The organism is Arthrobacter sp. QXT-31 (genome assembly GCF_001969265.1).
GTDB lineage: Bacteria > Actinomycetota > Actinomycetes > Actinomycetales > Micrococcaceae > Arthrobacter.
The window spans coordinates 114,847-133,722 of record NZ_CP019304.1 but is presented as its reverse complement, the minus strand read 5'-3'; the positions used below and the strand labels follow the sequence as shown (position 1 = coordinate 133,722).

At 60.2% G+C, this 18,876-nt stretch carries 13 protein-coding genes and 1 pseudogene; 8 read left to right on the top strand and 6 right to left on the bottom strand.

The features are described 5' to 3' along the window. Positions 1–28: 28 nt before the first annotated feature. Positions 29–2,050 (bottom strand): multicopper oxidase family protein, encoded by a 2,022-nt coding sequence (locus BWQ92_RS00685; protein ID WP_076797791.1) that lies wholly within the window; start codon positions 2,048–2,050, stop codon positions 29–31. Between the two features lie 790 nt (positions 2,051–2,840). Between BWQ92_RS00685 and BWQ92_RS00680 the strand changes: the two genes are divergently transcribed. Next, on the top strand, positions 2,841–3,194 hold the full coding sequence (locus BWQ92_RS00680; protein WP_076797790.1) for a hypothetical protein: 354 nt from the start codon (positions 2,841–2,843) through the stop codon (positions 3,192–3,194). Between the two features lie 487 nt (positions 3,195–3,681). Continuing rightward, on the top strand, positions 3,682–3,879 hold the full coding sequence (locus tag BWQ92_RS00675) for a hypothetical protein (protein ID WP_236783061.1): 198 nt from the start codon (positions 3,682–3,684) through the stop codon (positions 3,877–3,879). A 49-nt stretch (positions 3,880–3,928) separates the two neighbouring features. Here BWQ92_RS00675 and BWQ92_RS00670 read toward each other — a convergent pair whose 3' ends face one another. Beyond that, positions 3,929–4,201 carry a hypothetical protein gene (locus BWQ92_RS00670; protein WP_236783060.1) on the bottom strand — a complete coding sequence of 91 codons (273 nt, stop codon included), beginning with the start codon at positions 4,199–4,201 and terminating at the stop codon, positions 3,929–3,931. Positions 4,202–4,745: 544 nt separating this feature from the next. Between BWQ92_RS00670 and BWQ92_RS00665 the strand changes: the two genes are divergently transcribed. The 6 genes and pseudogenes from BWQ92_RS00665 to BWQ92_RS00640 all read left to right on the top strand — a co-directional run bounded on the left by BWQ92_RS00665 (position 4,746) and on the right by BWQ92_RS00640 (position 13,659). Beyond that, positions 4,746–5,591, top strand: coding sequence for a DUF6414 family protein (locus BWQ92_RS00665; protein ID WP_076797789.1), 846 nt, complete (start codon positions 4,746–4,748; stop codon positions 5,589–5,591). Positions 5,592–5,658: 67 nt separating this feature from the next. Further along, a complete protein-coding gene (locus tag BWQ92_RS00660) occupies positions 5,659–6,084 on the top strand; it encodes a hypothetical protein (protein WP_076797788.1) in 426 nt (141 codons plus the stop codon). 711 nt (positions 6,085–6,795) lie between these two features. Beyond that, a pseudogene (locus BWQ92_RS00655) lies at positions 6,796–7,865 on the top strand (IS110 family transposase). A 1,057-nt stretch (positions 7,866–8,922) separates the two neighbouring features. Beyond that, entirely contained in the window at positions 8,923–10,683 is a 1,761-nt protein-coding gene (locus tag BWQ92_RS00650; RefSeq protein ID WP_083706176.1) for an SIR2 family protein, read from the top strand. Continuing rightward, complete coding sequence (locus BWQ92_RS00645) at positions 10,683–11,255, top strand: hypothetical protein (protein ID WP_076797786.1); 573 nt, start codon at positions 10,683–10,685, stop codon at positions 11,253–11,255. Before BWQ92_RS00650 ends, BWQ92_RS00645 begins: the two co-directional genes overlap by 1 nt. Beyond that, complete coding sequence (locus BWQ92_RS00640; protein ID WP_076797785.1) at positions 11,248–13,659, top strand: AAA family ATPase; 2,412 nt, start codon at positions 11,248–11,250, stop codon at positions 13,657–13,659. The genes BWQ92_RS00645 and BWQ92_RS00640 overlap by 8 nt, the downstream gene beginning before the upstream one ends. Positions 13,660–13,895: 236 nt before the next feature. Here the strand turns inward: BWQ92_RS00640 and BWQ92_RS00635 are convergent, their stop codons facing one another. From BWQ92_RS00635 to BWQ92_RS24090, 4 genes are all read right to left on the bottom strand, one after another. Next, entirely contained in the window at positions 13,896–15,545 is a 1,650-nt protein-coding gene (locus BWQ92_RS00635; protein ID WP_157365065.1) for a hypothetical protein, read from the bottom strand. A 2,145-nt stretch (positions 15,546–17,690) separates the two neighbouring features. Further along, positions 17,691–17,945, bottom strand: a complete 255-nt coding sequence (locus BWQ92_RS00630) for a hypothetical protein (RefSeq protein ID WP_076797783.1) — start codon at positions 17,943–17,945, stop codon at positions 17,691–17,693. A gap of 311 nt (positions 17,946–18,256) precedes the next feature. Beyond that, positions 18,257–18,421 carry a hypothetical protein gene (locus BWQ92_RS23375; RefSeq protein ID WP_157365064.1) on the bottom strand — a complete coding sequence of 55 codons (165 nt, stop codon included), beginning with the start codon at positions 18,419–18,421 and terminating at the stop codon, positions 18,257–18,259. Positions 18,422–18,447: 26 nt separating this feature from the next. Beyond that, positions 18,448–18,870 carry a hypothetical protein gene (locus BWQ92_RS24090; protein ID WP_236783059.1) on the bottom strand — a complete coding sequence of 141 codons (423 nt, stop codon included), beginning with the start codon at positions 18,868–18,870 and terminating at the stop codon, positions 18,448–18,450. Positions 18,871–18,876 lie beyond the last annotated feature (6 nt).

The window sequence follows — 18,876 nt, the reverse complement described above, 5'->3', positions numbered from 1 at the left end:
CTGAAGTGCTTGCCCGGTCGGGGGCGTGCTAGCGGGTGTCGACCCCTCGGGTGGCCGTGCCGCCCCGGCTGGAGTCGGCCCTGACCGTCCTGACTTGCCTGGTGGGGCCGGGTTTCACTGTTAGCGACCAGTTTCCCAAGGCGTTGACCGGTGCTGTTCCCAGCCTGGCGGGCGGCTGTCCGGGTATGACGTCGTACAGTGTGACCGACCCGGACCCGGCAGGGACTCCGCCGGCGACCCTGGACGTGCCCGCGAACGTCATGTCCTTGTTGAGGCGGTGCCGGGCGGAGGTGATCGTCACGACATCCTTCTGTCCCGCAGGCGCCGCAGCAGGAGCCGGGGCGGGGGCCTGCGCAACCGGCGGGGCTGCCGGGTTAGCGGTGACGGGGGCGGCCGCCTCCGTGGGCTGGGCGGTCTCTGCTGCCGGCAGCTCCGCCGTCCCTTGCGCGGGTGCAACCTGGCCGATGGGTACGGGCCGGGAAGCTTCAATGGGGTCGTTGGGGTCGGGGTCGTTGGGGTTGTAGCCGACGCTGAACTGGGCCATCATGTCGTGGTCTTCGTGGGGCAGGTTGTGGCAGTGGATCATGTACCGTCCCCGATGGGGCCCGAACTGCATCAGCAGGCGTACGGTCTCCCCCTCGCCGACGTACACCACGTCCTTGGGGCCCCGCTCATAGGCGAAAGGCGCCCTGCCGTTGCGGCTGAGGATCTGGAAATCCACCAGGTGGATGTGAAGCGGGTGGAACCAGCCTCCCGAGCTGTTTTCGACTTCCCAGATTTCCACATCATTCAGGTCCGGGTTGGCCAGTACCTTCTTGTACCCGCTCTTGACGACGTCGTCCCACCGCATGCCGCCGATGGTCCAGATCTCGTTGTCCCGCTTCAGGCGCATCCGCCGGGTCTTGACCGATTGCGACGGGGTCAGGCTCATCGTGCTGCTTCCGGCAAGGAGTGTTGGCAGCACCTTGGCTGCGGGACCGGAGGTGTCCACGGCATCTCCGGTCACGTCAAAGGCCATGACCTTGCCGGTGTTGTCGTAATCGATGTTGTTCTTGTTGGACAGGTTGCGAAGTTCGACGCGTTTGCCCGCGGGATACTTGGAGAAATCAATGAGGATCTCGTAGCGTTCCGCGCCGGCCTGCCGCCAGGATGTCACCTGCTGGGCGGTGGGCATGAGCCCGCCGTCCGTGGCGACCATGGTGACCGGGTCGCCGGTGCTGAGCTGGAACCGGTAGGAGCGCGCAATCGAGGCGTTGAGGATCCGGAAGCGGTAAATGCGGCGCTGGACCTTCATGACCGGCCACGGTGCCCCGTTGACCAGGATCACGTCACCCCACAGCCCGGAGTGGCTGTTGTCGTTGTAGGCAAGGGCCCCGTTCCGGGCGAACATTGCGTCAGAGATCGTCAGAGGCACGTCGAAGCTGCCTTGGGGGAGCAGGTTGCGTTCGACTTCGTCGTGCAGGTGATACTGTCCGGCCAGACCCGAGTACACGCTTTGTGCGGTGTTGTGCACGGCGTGGTCGTGGTACCACAGCGTCCGGGCGGGCTGGAAGTTGGGGTACTCGTAGTCCTTGCACATCCCGAGGCCCGTGATGTCATTTGCGTAGCCGTCGTACTGGGGGAGCGACGCTGACCCGTGAAGGTGTGTTGAGGTATCCAGCCGGTAACCCCACTGGGGGTGGAAAAGCGGCAGCGTGTTTTCCATTTCCAGATTGATGCGTTCGCCCTGGTTTACCTCGATGGTGGGGCCAGGGAAGGTGCCGTTATAGCCCAGGATCGGCGTCTTCAAGCCGGGGATAATATTCGCCATGCCCACCGTCTGCCGGATCCTGTACACGTGAACGGGCTTGCCATCAGCACCAATCGTGGTGCTCTCGGGAGCAAGCACGGACGGGATGGGAAGCTTCGGCTGAAAGGGCTTGGGCATGTTCTTCGGGTCCAGCTGGCTGGCCGCCTTGGCGCTGACCGAAGTCAGCGGAACAGCGAGTCCAAAGGCGCCAAAGAGTCCGACTCCACCGATCTGCAAGGCCTGACGGCGTGAAACTGACATGGATGAAGAATGCGGGGCGCACCCTGCAAAAAGCTGAGAGACGTAGGGGGGACCAAGGTCCCCTCCCCAATCAATCACCCTTGCGAATTCCGGGAGCATCACTGCTGGCCGTGACAGGCTTGCCTGGCCCCAGTAGGACCGCTATTTCTGGCCCTGCTTTTGGCCTTCGGGCCCGGATGGGCTCGGCCTCCCCGGGCGGGGTCCCTCCGGAACGCCGGTGCCTGTAACCTGCTGCGGAGCTCTTGCGTTTTCGGCCAGGAGGCGCCGTGGACCTTCCGGGGGCTCCTAAGGAAGGCACGGATGGCCTTGGCAGAAAGCAGATCAGATGAACGATTACGCGGGACCGCGAACAGTACTGGTGTTTGCCATAGTCGACACTCTGGTATTTGGGTGACTGGGCATTAGCGCCCTTCTTGAAGGAGCCGAGATTTGGCAGCCAGTCCTTGCGCTAGCTTTTGCAGTTGGGTGGTTCGTCGTGGGCTTGACTATCTGGAAGAAGAGCAAGGCCACCCTAAAGCCTTCGGAACAATTCCTCACCAAGGCGCGACTAACTTGCCGAATGCCGTTGGTTTTACCCCTTTTGTCCAGGTTGTCCTTCTTCTGACAAAACGCATGTGGGGTATACGCTTCGAGAAATCTCTCGGCGTCGGTGGGGACTATGAAGAACCTTTTTGCTAGCGTTTCTGCTGTTCTATTTGCAGGAATGATGATTGCCTCGTGTGGTTCTAGCGCGGGGGTCCCGAAACCAAGGCAGACATCACCGACGTCATCGAGTGAATGTGCCCAATTCGTGGATGAGGCCCCTTGCGGCAAATACACCAGCGTCGCCGGGTCTGATGACGACACGCCAATCACTTGGCTAACTGCCGGGGAGGTAACGGCGCAACTGTCCAAACGCGATGGGGATACCTACCTGACGGTTGTGATGCCCTGCGGTCCCCTTGATGCCGTCGTAACTATCGATGGCAGCACCATGCGCATTACGGGGCAGCGCGCCCTTGGCGCGTCAGGCTGCATCGAGGGCCGCGGGGAAAGGCGGGACTGGGTCCTTGAATTCCTTGAGGGCGATGTGGGGCTGGGATACAGCAACAACACCCTGACCTGGACGAACGGCAAAGACTCGCTTTCTTTCGTCACCCGCTGAGGTTCCCAGCGGCTGCGCCGTGCCAACTACGGAACCCCTCGCGGCACCAGTCGCGAGGTCTAGTCCATTTTCCTCCGCGAACCTCCATTGGCGCTCCAGTTCAGGGCGCCGCTCAGACGGGAAAGAACAACGATCCAACGACGAACTTCGGCTTTTCCACTTGTGACCAGCAAAGGATGAGAACAATAGGAGCATGAGCTTCCTTGGCAGGAATCACGCGAGCACGAGTCCGCGGCAGTTGTTCTTGGTCATTGTGTTCGTGGTTCCGATGGTAGCTACGGTGGGCGCTTGCTCCTCCTCTTCAAGAGGCGAGCCTCCTTGTTTTCCTCCGGCTTATTCAGTCAGCCCAACCAGTGCTAAATCGGGAGAAGCGGTAACAGTCTCGGCACCCCCTGCAGGCTGCGACCCCAGGTACGGCTCAAATGCCCAGATCCAGGTAAGCGTCACGGATAAGGCCGGCACCAAGGTCATTAACAAAACCGCGCCAATGACCGACTCGGGAGCATTCACCTTTACCTTCAAGGTCCCTGCGGCAATGGCGGTTGGAAAGGCGACCGTGACGGCGATGCCGTACAACATCGACTGGTGCGACGACACCGGCCGGAACAACCGTGCAGACGGACCTACGAACTTTGATCGTGCCTCGTGCGCCATGCCGGTTAAGCCACTCACCATCACGCGTTAGCTATTCCCGCCCCCAGGGGAACCAGTCATCTACCCAAAGCACGAAGTCTTCAGCGATTATCAAGGCAACTGCAATCTAAGTTCTGCTGCACGGGAAGAGATGGCCCGGCGCTGGCCACGGGTGAATCTTCTAGCCTGCAGGTCGAGGACTGCCCGGCTGCCAACTCTCCTACACCCAACAGTTGACCCACCCGGCGGATTGCTTCGTCGCTGTCCTCTGAATCCTCAATCATCTGGAAGACCTCGTCACGCCGATCCATCGCCTGTACCAGAGCATCGAGGATCATCAATTCTTGCCTGGTCTGCCGCTCATCCTCATCCATGCGGTGATTCTTGCACGACGGAAGTCATCGGGGGATTGCACCAGTTGGAGGAGTTCCCGACCCAGCCCAGATATCGTCCCGCAGGACCAGTACTACAAACCGTCCGGGGAACGGCCCTCGTGTGGCCCAGCGATTCCGCTGGTTCGTATGCGAAACAGCGCCCCAGGACTCCTGGTGGCCAGATATGTCCGTCCAACCGGGGCCAAGAAGGATTGACATAGTCAGCGGCGGCTGCCGCCTGCCCGACCTGCGCCTGTTCACGCCACAACGCCTGCTAAGACCCCCAACTCAATGTGGGGGCATGAGAAACGCCTTCGGACGCGAGATCGCGCACTTCCTGCCCCGCGGTTTAAACGCCGATAATTGTGATTTCGTCAACCCACGCGGCTCCATGGTTGTCCCGACAGACATCTAGAATCGATGAGGCGGCCGTCGGAAACGTGCCCGGCGACGATTTGAGCAATTCATCCAGATCCCGGTGTCGGACCATAGGACGGGGGCAACATGGCCGGGGTCCCACTGGAGCCCGCTTATCCACGGCATCATGAAACTCATGGCACTTCGAAACCCTGTCTACCTTGATATGGAAACCCTGGCTGCGCAGGCTGACTACCACGAGATCCGCTATCCCGTGCCCACTGAGATTGTGGAGAAATCGACTCAGGGAAGATCGGGAGAAGCCAGCGCCCAAATCGCCGGCGTAGGCCTTCGCGGCAAAGGCGGCAAGGACGTCGAGCTGCAGAAGAGCTTTACGCTCGCCCCGAAAGACAAAGCAGTGGTAAGCCGTGTCCTCGATTCCCTCATCGAAGAAGGACACGTCCGTACAGAGACTGCTGACGGATTTTCCCGGGACGACTTGGTCGAACTGGAGGGGGAGTCTTTCCTCCACCAAGGCAGCCTCGTGGGGAAGCTAATGCATATTGCCCTGCTTGCGATGCAGTCGGAGCACGTCGATCTCAGTAACCTAAACGTTGCGGCCCTCGAACCAGAGTTCCTAAGACATGCCAAACGTGCCTTCCTGGACAACGCGCTTCTGCCAATTCCGCTTCTCTTGCGGCTAGATCGGCCGGTTTCTGAGCACGACATCTACCTCGACGTTGAGCCCGGTCACTTCGTTGGATCACGATCCATTACCGATATTGAGGGAGAAATTAGGGTTTTTGGGACAGTTGCCCGACTCATCGATGATGGCGACTTCTACACCGCCGAAAGATGGTTGCTTCCCGGCTGGGAACGTCAAATGAGGCGTCTGCTCATGGCAAGTCCGACGTTGAGCGAACAAGTGAATGCTATGTCGCAGGTGTTTGACGTTGGGGCCGTAGGGGATGAAAAAGTCGAACCTTTCCTCCGGGGACCGGCAATCATCATCTCGGCAATAGCGGTCTACTAGGTGCAGACCTCTGAGATGGCACGAGCAGCCAGTTCCCGAGTTGGTGTTAATGGTCGAGGAATAAGCCATGACAAGTGAACTGATTGGCCCCCTATGTGGGCTAGCCGGCGTAGTCATCGGGGCGGCGGCCACCTCACTTGGAGCATTCGCGGGTTCACGTCGAGCATGGAACACCGATCAGGTCAAGGCGACCAACTCGTTTCATGAGGAGGTGATTGCCGCAGCTCATTCTCAGCTGATTCTGCTGACGCTCCTTCGAGACCGACTCCGGACTCATGTACAGCAGTTGCAGTCCCGTGTCGCCGAGGGGCACGAACTATCGTTCGAAGACGGCAAATATTTGCACGACGAAAATCACGTATCTCGTCTGGAGAGGGCAACAAACGAATGGCGCGCTGTGTTGGCGAGGCGGTTCATATACGCCGACGAAGGCATGTCGAAAGCCATTGAAAAGCTCGACAACAGCCGCGCTGAATTTCGGCGAGCTATCTGAAGCCGATGAGGCTTTGCAAGCCTTTAACGCCTCCTTAGCCCTGCTGTACAACGAGATTCGGCGTCGGAGCTTAGAAATGAACGTTGTCTTGGTCAACTCATTTTTCGCCTGGCCTTGGAATGTCAGGGCGCGACGTCACATGAAAAAGCTAGAACGCCTCGGCTAAACGGGCCCGCATCGCTCGCAGCGGGACCAGCGGTCTGCGCGAGTCGCGCGGTCGTCCACGCTGCCTCAAAGTTCGATGATGCTGCCGTCCACCCTGCTGGCATCCATCCCGAACCCTTAGCCAGGCATGCCTCCTACCCGTGGGGCACAGGAGGCGCGAGGAAGGCTGGCCATTAGCTCGAGGACCATTTAAACGCGAGAATCATTTCATCCAACGAGGTCCCGAGGTGAAACGCCTGTGAGGATTGGAGTGGCTGGTCTGGGATTGGCTGGCAGAGTAAGTGCAGGCCGTTCCACCTGGCGGTCGTGACTCATTAAACGCTTGGCCCCGGCTCTTTCTGGGTGTCCTTTTATCGACATGTCCGTCTGCTGGGTGGGCGGCCGGCACCTGCCCGGCCCACCTCGGTGACTTGATCAGAAGATTGTCCGCTCCTCGCGGGGCGTGGCTCGTCACAGTGCTGTTCCGAAGTGACCTCTACCCGGACTGGCACCGGCCCGTAACGGCCCTGACCATGTCCGCGAAATGAGGAAGGTGCCAGAACCGCTATGACTATCGTTGCCTATTCCCACCCGTTTGTCGTGGGCGTTGACACCCATGCCCGGAAGCACGTCTTCGCCATCATCGCCGTGCCAAGCGGAGAACAGATCGACACCCGGGAATTCCCGGTGACTGGTGCCGGAATCAGTCGCGCTATTGCCTGGGTCGCCCGTCGCACCGAAGCCGATCTAGCAACTCTGTGGGTGATCGAGGGCGCCGCTTCCTATGGTGCCGTGCTGGCCGGGGCTGTCGCTGCTGCCGGTTATCAGGTCGCCGAGGCCACGCGCATGGATGCCATGCCCCGTCGTGGGGCTGGAAAGTCGGATCCGTTGGACGCGCACCGGATCGCTTCTGCGGTCCTTGCCTTGGAAGAACATAAGCTGCGCCGGCCACGGTTGAACGAAGGGGTCCGCGCAGCCTTGCGGGTCCTGGTCTGTGCACGTCAGTCGATGACAACCGATCGGACCAGGACAGTCAATGCGTTGACCGCACTGCTCCGGACCAATGATTTGGGTTTGGATGCGCGGAGCTCGTTGACCGGGAGCCAGATACTAGAGGTGTCCCGGTGGCGGGCCCGTGAAGAACCTCTGGCGGTATCGGTAGCCCGCTCCGAAGCAGTTAGGCTTGCTAAGCGCATCGGCGACCTTGATGCTGAAATCAAAGCAAACGGCTCCCGGATCACCGAACTGGTTGAGGTCAGCGAAGCCGCACCACTGCTGCAGGAATCCGGCTTCGGCCCAGTCACGGCAGCCATTTGTCTCACCGCTTGGTCTCATCAGGGCCGGGTACGTTCCGAGGCAGCTTTCGCCTCCTTGGCCGCAGTCAACCCCATTCCCGCGTCATCCGGAAATACCGTCCGTCACAGGCTCAACCGCGGCGGCGACAGGACCCTCAATAAAGCGCTGCACATGATTGCTCTAACAAGAATGGCATTCGATCCGGAAACCATCGCATACGCAGCCAAACGAAAGGCAGAAGGTCTAACCAAAAGGAGATCCGCCGGTGCGTGAAACGCTACCTCGCCCGACGGATCTACCGCACGCTCAACGCCGACAGCCTCAAGCCATTGCTACGTTGACAACCATAGAAGAGTCGATAATGAACCTTTCGTCATGTTGCAGGGAGCCGGGCCGTGTGGCAGTCCGGTTCTCGATAGGGCGAGGTCCGGCTGGCGTCACCGTCGTAATGGAAATAGGATTCTTCACGCCCTGCATGGCTGGGTTTCCTCGTTGCGTGGTGCCTCAGAGAGCGAAAAAAGGGGGTGTGCACAATGTGCACACCCTGGGCTCCGGATTCAGTTGTAGCGGCGTCGGACTGGGCCGGATTGGGGAGGTTTTCGAAAGTGGGGCGGATTTTCAGGGGGAGCGGCTGGTTCGAGTCCCTCCTCGGGCACGTGTTTCCGCAGGTCAGAGGCTTTTTAGCCTCTGAGTGTGCACATTTTGTGTTGTGAAGGGCCCCTTCGGGGGCCTTTTTCATTGCTGGCCGGTGGTGTGGCCGGCGGGCTCCTTGCCTGGTGGTTGAGTGTTTGGTCTCTGGTACCTGTTCATGGACAGCTTGGGGTCGGACAGCATGATCTAAGAACCTTCGGCGGAAAATTTCTCTTCTGCTCGACGTTGGTTGTTCATCCCGCTCCTCCTTTTGGTTGTGGTGGATTGTTCCGCTTATTCATGGTCGGCCTAGGGCGGAACTGCATGACCTTTTCCGGGTTCGGAGGAACCTGTCCCGCGCTGCGACGTTGCCTGTTTTTGCTTCCTCGACTGTTCATGGCAGGGCGTCCGGCTGGCTGCATGACCAGGTTTCATACTCCATTGACTCGGCTCGGCATTGCTGCGGAATAGGACCACATCAGCCGCGGAGACCTGCGCCGTGTGCAGCGGCGGGCCTGACCCCCCGAGAATGAGGATTGGATACCGACATGGTCAATGGGGTCTTTTCACCCTGAAGCCATGCTGGTAGCCGTTTTAGCTGGGTGCAATGTCGTCTCGTGATCAGGGTCTAACGGGCCCGTCACCGGTGACACGCCCCAGGAAGAGCAAGGTAAGAGGCCTGCAACGCATGGCAAGATGGGTGAGGACGCGCATTGACGTGTCGCCCATCCGCGAGGCGCGGAGACTTTTCGCACCTGGGGGGCTGGAATGAGCAATGAACCTGCAAGAACAGTTCCGGCTGTATTGGAGAAGTTTGACTCGACGTTTTCAGAGTTCTCTTCTGGCTTCAATGCGGGACAGTACGTCTTTTGGCTGGGCTCGGGGATCTCGCGCGAGAGGGTTCCGAATGTTAACGATCTCCTCGAGCGTGTAATAGAGCATCTCCGGTCGCACCTCGATCCAATTAACCCCGAATGCGAGTACCGGATGGCGCTCGATGAAGTCCTTCGGCTCACGCCATTGACCCGAGAAGAACTTGAATCTATCGATTTCTCTATCGCGGTGAGCAACTGGGATCTGCGGAAGCAAATCCTCGCCGCACTCGTGACGAAGTACTCAAGTGTGCTCGATGTACCCGTTGGGGACGATAGTCCAGAAGACTATCTCGTCTGGACCGGGCTCGATGTTCCGGACACGTACGGGGCACCGGATCTTGAACCAGATGTAGAGCACTACTGCATCGCTATCCTCCTGCTCGAAGGGTTGGTGCCAACAGCGGTCACGGCCAACTGGGACGGCCTTCTCGAGAAGGCATTGAATGAACTGACCCCGGCATTTGCGTCGCTCGTCCGCGTGGTGGTGAAACCTGACGACTTCCGTGAACACGGCCCGCGTATCGACATCATCAAGTTCCACGGGTGCGCGGTGCGCGCCCGAGACTTCCAGGGGGAGTATCGAGATCATCTCATTGCTCGTGAGTCGCAGATCTCGACATGGACCACGAAGCAAGAGAACCGGTCCATGCGGAAGCATCTTGAAACGCTGTACACGGACAGACTGACCCTGATGCTAGGCCTGTCGGCGCAGGACGCGAACCTCCACACGATGTTTGCGAATTCCATTCAGGACCTTTCCCGCCCGTGGCCCGCGGCTCCCCCTTCCGTTGTGCTCAGTGAAGAGCGACTCGAGTCGTACCACCGGCTCTTGCTCAAAATTACGTTTGGTGAGAATTATCAGGGCAACTCGAAGGCGATTGCGGAGTCTGCTCTGTTGGGGGCTTACGCCAAGCCGACACTGTTGGCTTTGGTTCTGGCGTCTCTCACGGAGAAGCTGAGCTACCTGCTCGAACATAGCGTTGAGGGCGTCTGGGAGCCGGCGGCCGCGCAGCGGTTGCAGACCCATCTCTTCGAGCTGCGCGACCTTGCCGCCAGCCTTGCTCAACCCGACAACTTTGAAACACTCGAGTTTTCGGAGATCTTGGAGTTTCAGCGCGGGTTCACAGCCCGCTTGATTGATGTGGTGAATCTGGCTCTGACAATCTTCCGCGCGGGCCGGACCCCGGATGAGAATACTAAACGCTACGAACCGCTATCGGAGCGTCCCATCGCCCATGCGGTGCTCAACCCGGATTACCCAGCGAAACAGTTCGGTCGGCTCGCCATCGCGTTGGCCCTCATTGCTAGAGGACTCAGCACCGGACAGTGGTCGGTTGAGCCAGGCTACAGTAAAGCACCCGACGGTGGCGTGATCCGTCTTCTAGCCGGTCCCAGAGATGCGCGTGTCTTCTTCGTGAAGGACGCCCCGGCCTTGACGGGGCTCGAGTTGGATGGTGCACTCGACGATGGCGACGCGAGTGCTCTGGTCGTCGTTGCGGACGAGGAGCCTCGAACGCAGACCAGGTCCCCAAGATCCCGTTATGGACGCGATGGCAAGTCCGGCGCTGGACGGTTCAACGTCGCATCCAGCATGTGCGAGACGTCCTCAGTTGACGAGTTGTATGAGGCATTCAAACTGGCAGGAGGATTCTGATGACGAGTGTCTACAACGTCCTTGCTGTACTCGAACGCGCTGGCTTCGAACGGCTGCCGAAGCCCTTGACGATCGTCGGTACAGAGTTTGACTTCGAAGCGGCCGCGCGAGGAACCAAGAGTTCGCATGACTTGGTATTGATTGCCACTGACCAAGTTCCTCCTCGCCGCTTGCAGCGCCTTGTCGCAGGTCTAGCTCGTTCCCTCGACCTGGCCGAGTCTCGTCGCCCGGTCAGCCTCGTGGTTCTCGGCGGAGTTGCTGCCAGAGATCGATTGGAGCTCGAACGCTATGCACGGATCCTTCCTATATCGTCAGCGACGCCAGATGTATCCGAAATCGAGGAAGCAGTCGCTGTCTTGCTCCCCCTCAGCCTCCCCAACGCCGATCTCATGCATGGAAGCGACCCGCTCAACGATGTGATGGGTGCCCTTGGACCTTCTAAGGCATCATCGGAGCATATTGCACTCATCCAAGCCGCCCAAGACGGACCAGAAGCAGTCCGGGAAGCTCTGCGGCGGTACGCGAACGCCGGGGCAGGCTGGACAGACAAGAAGGGAGACGAAAATGCGTGACCTTCCGGTTCGTCGACTGACGGTTTCGGACTTCCGCCGTATCGAGGGCACGCGCGAGTTCCCGCTAGATGCCCCCATCGTTCTCATTCATGGGCCCAACGGGACAGGAAAGACCAGCGTGTTGTCCGCGCTCGAGCTTGCGCTGACCGGTTCCATCCGGAGCATGGAACGGAGCTCACCGCGCTACAGAGCTCATCTACCATTCTTCGGTCAGCCATACGCGACCGTTCGTGTCGATGTCGCCGAGAGTCTGCAAGCAGGTAATCCCGGGCAGCCGCTGACGGTCGGCGGTGCGCGTACGGAAGGGACCCCGGCGTTCAGCACGTCGACGGCGCAGTTTTACGCCGAACGCTGCTACCTGGACCAGGCCTCCCTGAGTCGTCTGCTCGATCTGTATCAGGACCGCGAGGGAAGCAATCAATCGGCGCTGGAGAAGTTCGTCAATGAACTCCTCGGGTTGGAGAAGCTAGATGCCCTCCGCGACGGACTCCGTGAGGCCCTCGACCTGAGGTTTCTTAAGAAGCTCGCAATAGGCGTAGACGACGCCGACCGTGAAGCAAAAGCCGCAGCAGCTGAACTCAAGAAACAAACCGCCCTGTTGGCAGAGTGTCGGTCGGAGGTTGCCAGCGCGCGAACCGCGCTGCGCGAGACGATCGCAGGCCTCAACCATGGTGGGGCCGAACAGGAGACCGATCAGGCCCTCCTCGAATACGCGGACGCACTCCGCCACGACACCTCCACCCGTACAGAGTTGGAGGGTGCGACAAGACGTCAGCAAGAGCTCATCGCCTTAGGCGGCCGCATCTCCGCGCTCCTTGAGCGCCCAACCCCGCAGCGCCTCGAGGAGAAGCGCACCGCATTAGCAGCTACGGCGACCCGAAAAAAGGAATGGGAAGCCACGAGCGGGGTAGAGATTCGGGCATGGGAAGCGGCCGCGGCGGCCGCCGGCGCCAGCCTTCAGACCGATCCGCGAAGCGCGATCGAACATGCCAAGAATGTCGCTGCTCAGAAACTGCGCAGCGATTTGGATTTTCACAGGCAGACCGAGTCCGTTCGCACGGATTTGGTGAGCGACCAGGCCGAGCTTGATGCAGTTCAAACGAGACTTACCGCGGCTCACGAGCATTCAAGTGCACTCGTGGAGAGCCTGACCGCAGCCCGCGCTGTGGCCGTAGAAAGCAACAGATGCCCAGTCTGTGATCGTGACTTCGCTGAAACCGCCGGGCACAATTTGTTGGCCCACATTGATGGCAAACTGGCCGACCTAGCGACCCATGGCCAGCAACTCGTGGTCCTTCGCCATGATCGCGATCGCCTGGTCGCACGAATTGCACGTGCTGAAGTCGAACTCACCAAGCTATCGGGCACCCTTCTCACTCCAGACCAGCGGCAGTTCATCGAGGACCGTCTCACGATGCTTACCGAACTCGCTGTCCAGGTCGGTGATATCGAATTGGCGAAGTCCTACGGCAAAGATCTCGAGCGGAACGAGCGCGATCTTCAACAGACACTGGACGACCTTGAGGTTGCGACCTTGGAAGAGGCACACATCAGCCGCGAGATCGCAAAGTATGCGGACGTGCTGCGGGCAGCCGTGCCAACAACCTCGGATTTCCCGGCGGCGTTGAACGAACTGCGTGACCACGCGGACGCCCACGTTGCCCGCCTCAAGGGCAAGGCCGAGCAGAGCGAGAAGGCCGTTGAGCAAGCTGCTTTCCTGGTGAAAGCCCTTGAGCGCGACTCTCTGATCGGTCGCCAAGTGGTTGACGTGGTGGAACAGAAGAAGCACTGGGAAGACCGGTTCGCGGAAGCCAAACGCCGTCAAGGAGTGGCGAAGGAGGTCCACGAAGCCGCATCACAGGCGCGAACCGCCATCGTCCACCGCGTCTTCACTGAGTCCCTCAATGACGTATGGAAGTCTGTGTTCACCAGACTCGCCCCCGACGAGAGCTTCATTCCAAGATTCGGCATCCCAAGCGCGGCCAAGAAGACCTTCGACATCAAACTGGAAACCATTCACCGCGACGGGGAAACCAGCGGGCCACCGCAAATGATGTTGTCCGCAGGCAACCTCAACACCGCAGCGCTGTCGTTGTTTCTCGCGCTCCATCTCGCAGTCGAGCCTCTCGTCCCTTGTCTGGTGTTCGACGACCCTGTGCAAGCGATGGACGAGGTGCATGTCGCGCAGTTCGCTGCCCTCGTCCGTCTATTGTCGAAACAGAACGAACGACAGGTCATCATCGCAGTGCACGAGCGAGAGCTGTTTGACTATCTTGCGCTCGAGTTAAGTCCCGCCTACGAAGGTGACGAACTCATAACCATCGAGCTGGGTGAACGCGCTGCCGACGAAGACCATGGCGTCACCCGTCATTTCTGGGAGCCGGACGTTGCCATCATCAACTAGCCAGCGACGCTCATGGCCCGCCACTCGGCGTGACCTCGTGCCGAAGGCTGTCAATCCGGAGGGAGGTTTGGCCACCTCGGCGCCACCACCACCTACAAGCCCCAGTCGTAGTTGCCGATGGTCAAAGCGCACCAAATATCGAAACGTAGGGCGTAGACACCGCGGCCGGTAAGCGACGTGCTCTCAACGCGTAGAGGGAGTTCAGAGCCTAGGAACTTAAGCGGCTGCAGGCCCTTTCAACCGAGGCCTCGTCCGCTCCTTCTCGGCGTATCTTCGAAGATCTTCAAGTCTGCTGACATTCGGGCATGGATCCTTGACTCTGCATAAGGGTGTGGGCCGCTGTGATCTTCTTTAAGTTCCATCCGGTCGAACCAGTGCAGCACGATCAGCGCTAGCTTGTGCTCAGTCAAGAAGTTGCGGAGGAAGCATGCGCTTACGAGAAAGGCGTGGCTGTCGTTCCCTTCTTCTTCGTAGTACGTGAAGATAGGATGACCGGCTGCGTTCAGCCAGCTTGGCCCGCGCATGTCGAATGTTAGTCCTGCAGTTTGTTGGATGAACGTTGAGGGAAGAACGGTGCTTGCGGTCTCGCCAATAGAACAGTCGAGGACACTGCCCTCCCAGGAATATTGCTCCACAGTCGGCACGAGCCGGAAGGTCTTGTTGCCGACCTCGATCGGCCGGAGCTGGTCGTGTCGGTGACAGCAGCTTCCACCGACCCGACCAACTTCGCCGACATAGCAGCAGCCGGTGTGGCCATGAGAATCGAAGAGGTCAGGGATTTGATGGTGAGGATCGTCAGGTAGGTCGGTGAGAAACTCCTCAGCGGCGTCTGCTGCGATGAGCAGGGTGTCGACGGCGGCTTGCTCGCGAAGGCCCCTCCAGCCCTTTCGGGCCTGGGGATCCACCTGCTTAATGACGCTTTCAAGAACTACCCAATCGTTGCCACCACGGTCACGACGGAACATGGAGCCTGCAACTGTTGGTTCTGAGTCCATATCGGCGAGAAAGCGTCGGATGTCTCCCCGGTACTGGTTGAAGTCGAGCGGTGTGGGCGGCCATTCCTCAAGCTGGATCAGCGGAGGTTGCCACGCGGTTGCGCCGATTCCGCCATTTTCGTTGAAGGCGCGGAAATCGATTGGTGGGAGGCTGGGGTCGATTTCTCGCTCGCCGGTAATCTGATGCAGTCCTTCATATGGCTGGTTTTCGTCGAAGCGTCGAGAAGGGTGGTAGTTGTCAGCGACGCGGGCCAACAGCTCGTGGTAGGCCATCCACTGGTATTTCTTGCCCCAGCGTTCAGCCTTATGCCCTTCCCGTCCTCGACCCCGCCCAATGCTACGGTCCTGCACCCCGAAGAGCTTCGGCGTCCAGCCGAGGCTGAGCGCACGGCGGAAGACCCAGCGCCGTGCGTCCTTGGCCGGGTACTCGTCGTTGACGGCTTTTGGATAGACGTACACGCTGTCGAGTAACTTGTATTGCTCGTCGGTGAGCAGGTCGTCACCGCGATACTGGAGGATGCTGAGTTGAATCATCCGTTCGGGCCCGGGGTCGCGCACGAGGGTCTCGAGTGCATGCTTCTGGTCATCGCTCAGCGACGCGACGAACTTCTTCCACCTGGCACGGATAAATCGTGGCTTCTTGTCCAAGGGCTCTGGGTATTCGGAGCCTGTGCGGTAGCGTGAGAAGTGATGGAGGCCTGATTCAACTACGTAGCGTCCGAAATCTCCCAGGCTTAACAGCGAAAAGTAGATGGAGGAATAGCTTTCATCGTCCGGTTGATCCTTGTTCCAGCCGTATTTTGCGAGCCTCGCATCCCATACAAGGCTTTCCGCAGAATAGTTGCCCGGATCGTGAATAACCGTAACCGGTTTGGGTGCTGCTGCTGGCACTACGCGATGGGCCTCAAGAACGTTAATGTGCCCTCCGCCGGGGTGGAGCGTATTGGGGGAGCGTTCCGGCCCCGACGAAGGAACTTGCAGCACCTTGCCCGTGACTGCACCCCCATGAAGGGAGCAAGGACAGTCTGCCGCCGAATCCTTGGGAAAGCCTTGATCCACCTTGCAACCTGCGGCCCCTCACGGCTGGAAAGGGCTCACAGCCGCAGTGGGCCGGGATAGCCCGGTCCGTTTCAGGGGTCTGGTGCGAGCAGAATCCGCCGTGAGGAACTTTAACTGCGGATGAGTCCGCGAGGTGGACGGGGGTGAGGCCCTAGTTTCGCGGCTCCGCTTTGGGGTATTTGCGGTAGAGGTCATCACCTGCTGCCCTCCCGAAAGCCGACCGCCAGCCAATAGTGGCGCAGCACCGTTCTGGCCTTCTCGTACTCGGGGGCACCCTCCGTCGGGGCATCATCAGACAGCAACGGTGTCGCCGACGACGGCCAGCGCGGTGTTCCTTCAAACGGTCCCCAGGATCGTTCTCTGGATGCCGTGACCGATGCGGTGCCCGCGGTACTGCGGATCCCCCTCAAGGAGGAAAGAACCGGAAGAGCACAGCCCAGATTCATACAGGAAGCCAGCAAGTCGGGCCTCTCATGGGCTTGCATCTGGGCGACGCTCAACATCCGGATCAACAGCCCCCATGGTGCCCGGAAAGTTGCTCGTGCCGGCATCGGGCACGATCCTTAAAAACGCGTCCCCGACGTGCACGTCCTGGCCCGCGCTTCCCTCCACGCTCCAGCCCCAGCGGAGATTGACACCGTCCAGTCGATAGGGAACTCCGACGAATCGTGCTCCCGCCCCGTGAATGCCCCCCGTACATGCAGGTGTACCGGAAGATCAGGGTTTCAGGGTCCAGCGCTGGCACGGGCGGTCCTTCAGTAATCAGGCTCGAGGACTCCCCAGACGACTAAAGCTCGAAGACTTCTCCCTGAATTTAGACCAGTACGGCAGTTCGCCCTCGGAGACCCAGTGGATACAGTAGATCCCGGCGGAGCCCGAAGGCCGGAGCGAACAATTAGCGCACCGTCGGGGCGGGCGACAGGGCGACTGTCCACGGAGCGTGCCCACTGTAGTCGTTCCCGGGTTGTGGCCTTGGCCGCCGGTCATTTTCGTGGCCGCTAATAAGCCGAGGAGTCGCGCCTCCTTGGGCGGAGCACTGATTTGGCGGTCTCTGCGCCCGTATTCCGCGGGCAATTCGTTGCCCAGGGCAAGTTCAAATTACTATGGTGGTAAGTGCTCTGACCGACCTTGGGGGCGGTCAGAGCACGCAGTTTGATTGGGTGCTGACTGCCGGTTGCCTAGTTGTCTCGGGCTCGCGGGCTGAAAAGACACGACAATATCGGCGGACGAAGCCAGGAACGTGCTGCTGCCATCTTCGTGAGGGGTGTTGGTGTTTCTGGGCCACAACTTTGCAAAGCTGTATCTCCCGTCCGTAGCTTTGGTCCAGCGTCTCCGCTCACCCATCGGCGGAGGAGCCGAACCATCAGAGGAGCCCCGCCTGTGACCATTGCGACGGGGCTCTTCGGTTCCGCCCCGCTGACCGGCCGGTGAATCCGTGAATCGGATTGCCCAGACATTAAGTCCGGCAGGTGTGCTGTCAAGGTGTGAGCGTGTCGCGAGCCGGGTGTCTATTTGCCGCGCGTGCAGCACGCTCAGGCGCCTTTTGGTTCGTGCGTTGCGGTGACCGCAGGCGGGCGAGCTGTTCCCGCTGGTGCTGAAGTTACAGTCCTCGAGGGACCAAGGGCCCGTGGCGGAGCATCAGGCGGTGAATCCACCGGGTCTTTCGGGCTTCCACCGGCCGCCGAGCCATACTGCAGGACATCGCTTATCCAGGCCGGGTGCCGTGGATGAGTGATTCCGTCAGCCCCAGGTATTGGGGGACCCTGGGACCGACGGGTCTGGTGGCAAAAACAGTGTTCTCCGAGCCAGACAAGGCAAGTATGGCCAGTTCACCTTGGGAAATCCCGGTGAAACCTTGAACCGAGGCCGGCGAAGCCAAACCATATTTTTTATGGAAACTCCGGAGGTTGGCGGCTGTTTCAGCCGCGGGGCGAACGTGGGGGCACTCCAATGACCGCTGGCGGCAGGTCGCGATGCTCAAGCCAGCTGCACCATGGAACTGTGGACAGCGTCCGGCTCGCACCGGTCTTGATAGGCAACAGCTTCGGCGGCATCGACGACTTCCAGGGCGGTCATGTGTGCGACGGTGGCAATTTGCCGAACCGGTTTGCCATGCGACACAGCAGCGGCGATCGCGGAACGAAGCCTGAACTCTGCACTGTGCTGTTCGACGCCGGGACATTCCAGCACCGCCGCTGCTTCTGCTACTGCCAAGATATCGTCGTCGACCATCTCTGCACTCCCGTCCAACTCTGTCGTTCCCGCCAGCCAGCGGCGCCCAAGGCGTACAATCAGAGGCTCCGCAGAACACCGCTGCAACAAGAGGTATACCTAGACAGACCGGTCTGTCTAGGGTCGCTTTTGGAATCTTTCCACGCTTTGAGCAAGTCGTCGCTGCTGAAAGCGCCGCATCCGTTCCCGCCGCGGGCAGCAACAGACAGCGCTGCCCGAGCGCACAGAGCTGCAAAAGATGAGGCATCGGGTCACCGAAAATACCAGGATTCCCGCCGGACCGCTGCCACAGGGACGGCGGCGCCGTTCCTCTACCGGCTCAGATAGGCTGCGAGGCCGTAGACCAGCCCAAACAGTGCCATCAGGCCGACGACCCCTACCGCCCAGGCGTCGACCAAGTCCCGCGGCGGCTGCGTCTTTCCCATTACTTTCTGATGCTCGTGGAGGATCTCGCCCTGTTGGTCCCACTTGCGCATGACAGCCCCTCGGCGCTCCACAACGTTCAGCAGCGGCCGGTTAACGTCGGTTCCCCTGCACGGCGATAAGTACCCTCAGTATCCGCCCAATCTGAGCGCCGGACGGCATTCCGGCGCAAACGCGGGCACACGATATACCCCCGTGCTAATGCTGGGGCGAGGTCTTTGTCTTCCATGCCGGCTGAGCCCATGCTGTTGCCGCAGGCGAGGATGTCCACGTGGAGTTGCCCGGCGTTTGTGATGGCTTCCGTGGCGGGCGTGTTGGTGGCGAGGAGTTTGACGCCGGGCCCTTGGACTACGACTTCAATGCCAGTTTCCTGACCCAGCGCGGTGCGGGCGTTGGCGGCGCTGCGCAGGATGCCGGCCAGGGCATCCTTTTCGAGCGGGCCGGCGGAGTGGATGAGCAGGCCGGGCCCGGCCTGCACGGTCCCTGGGATCGTTGTCTGCACGGACGT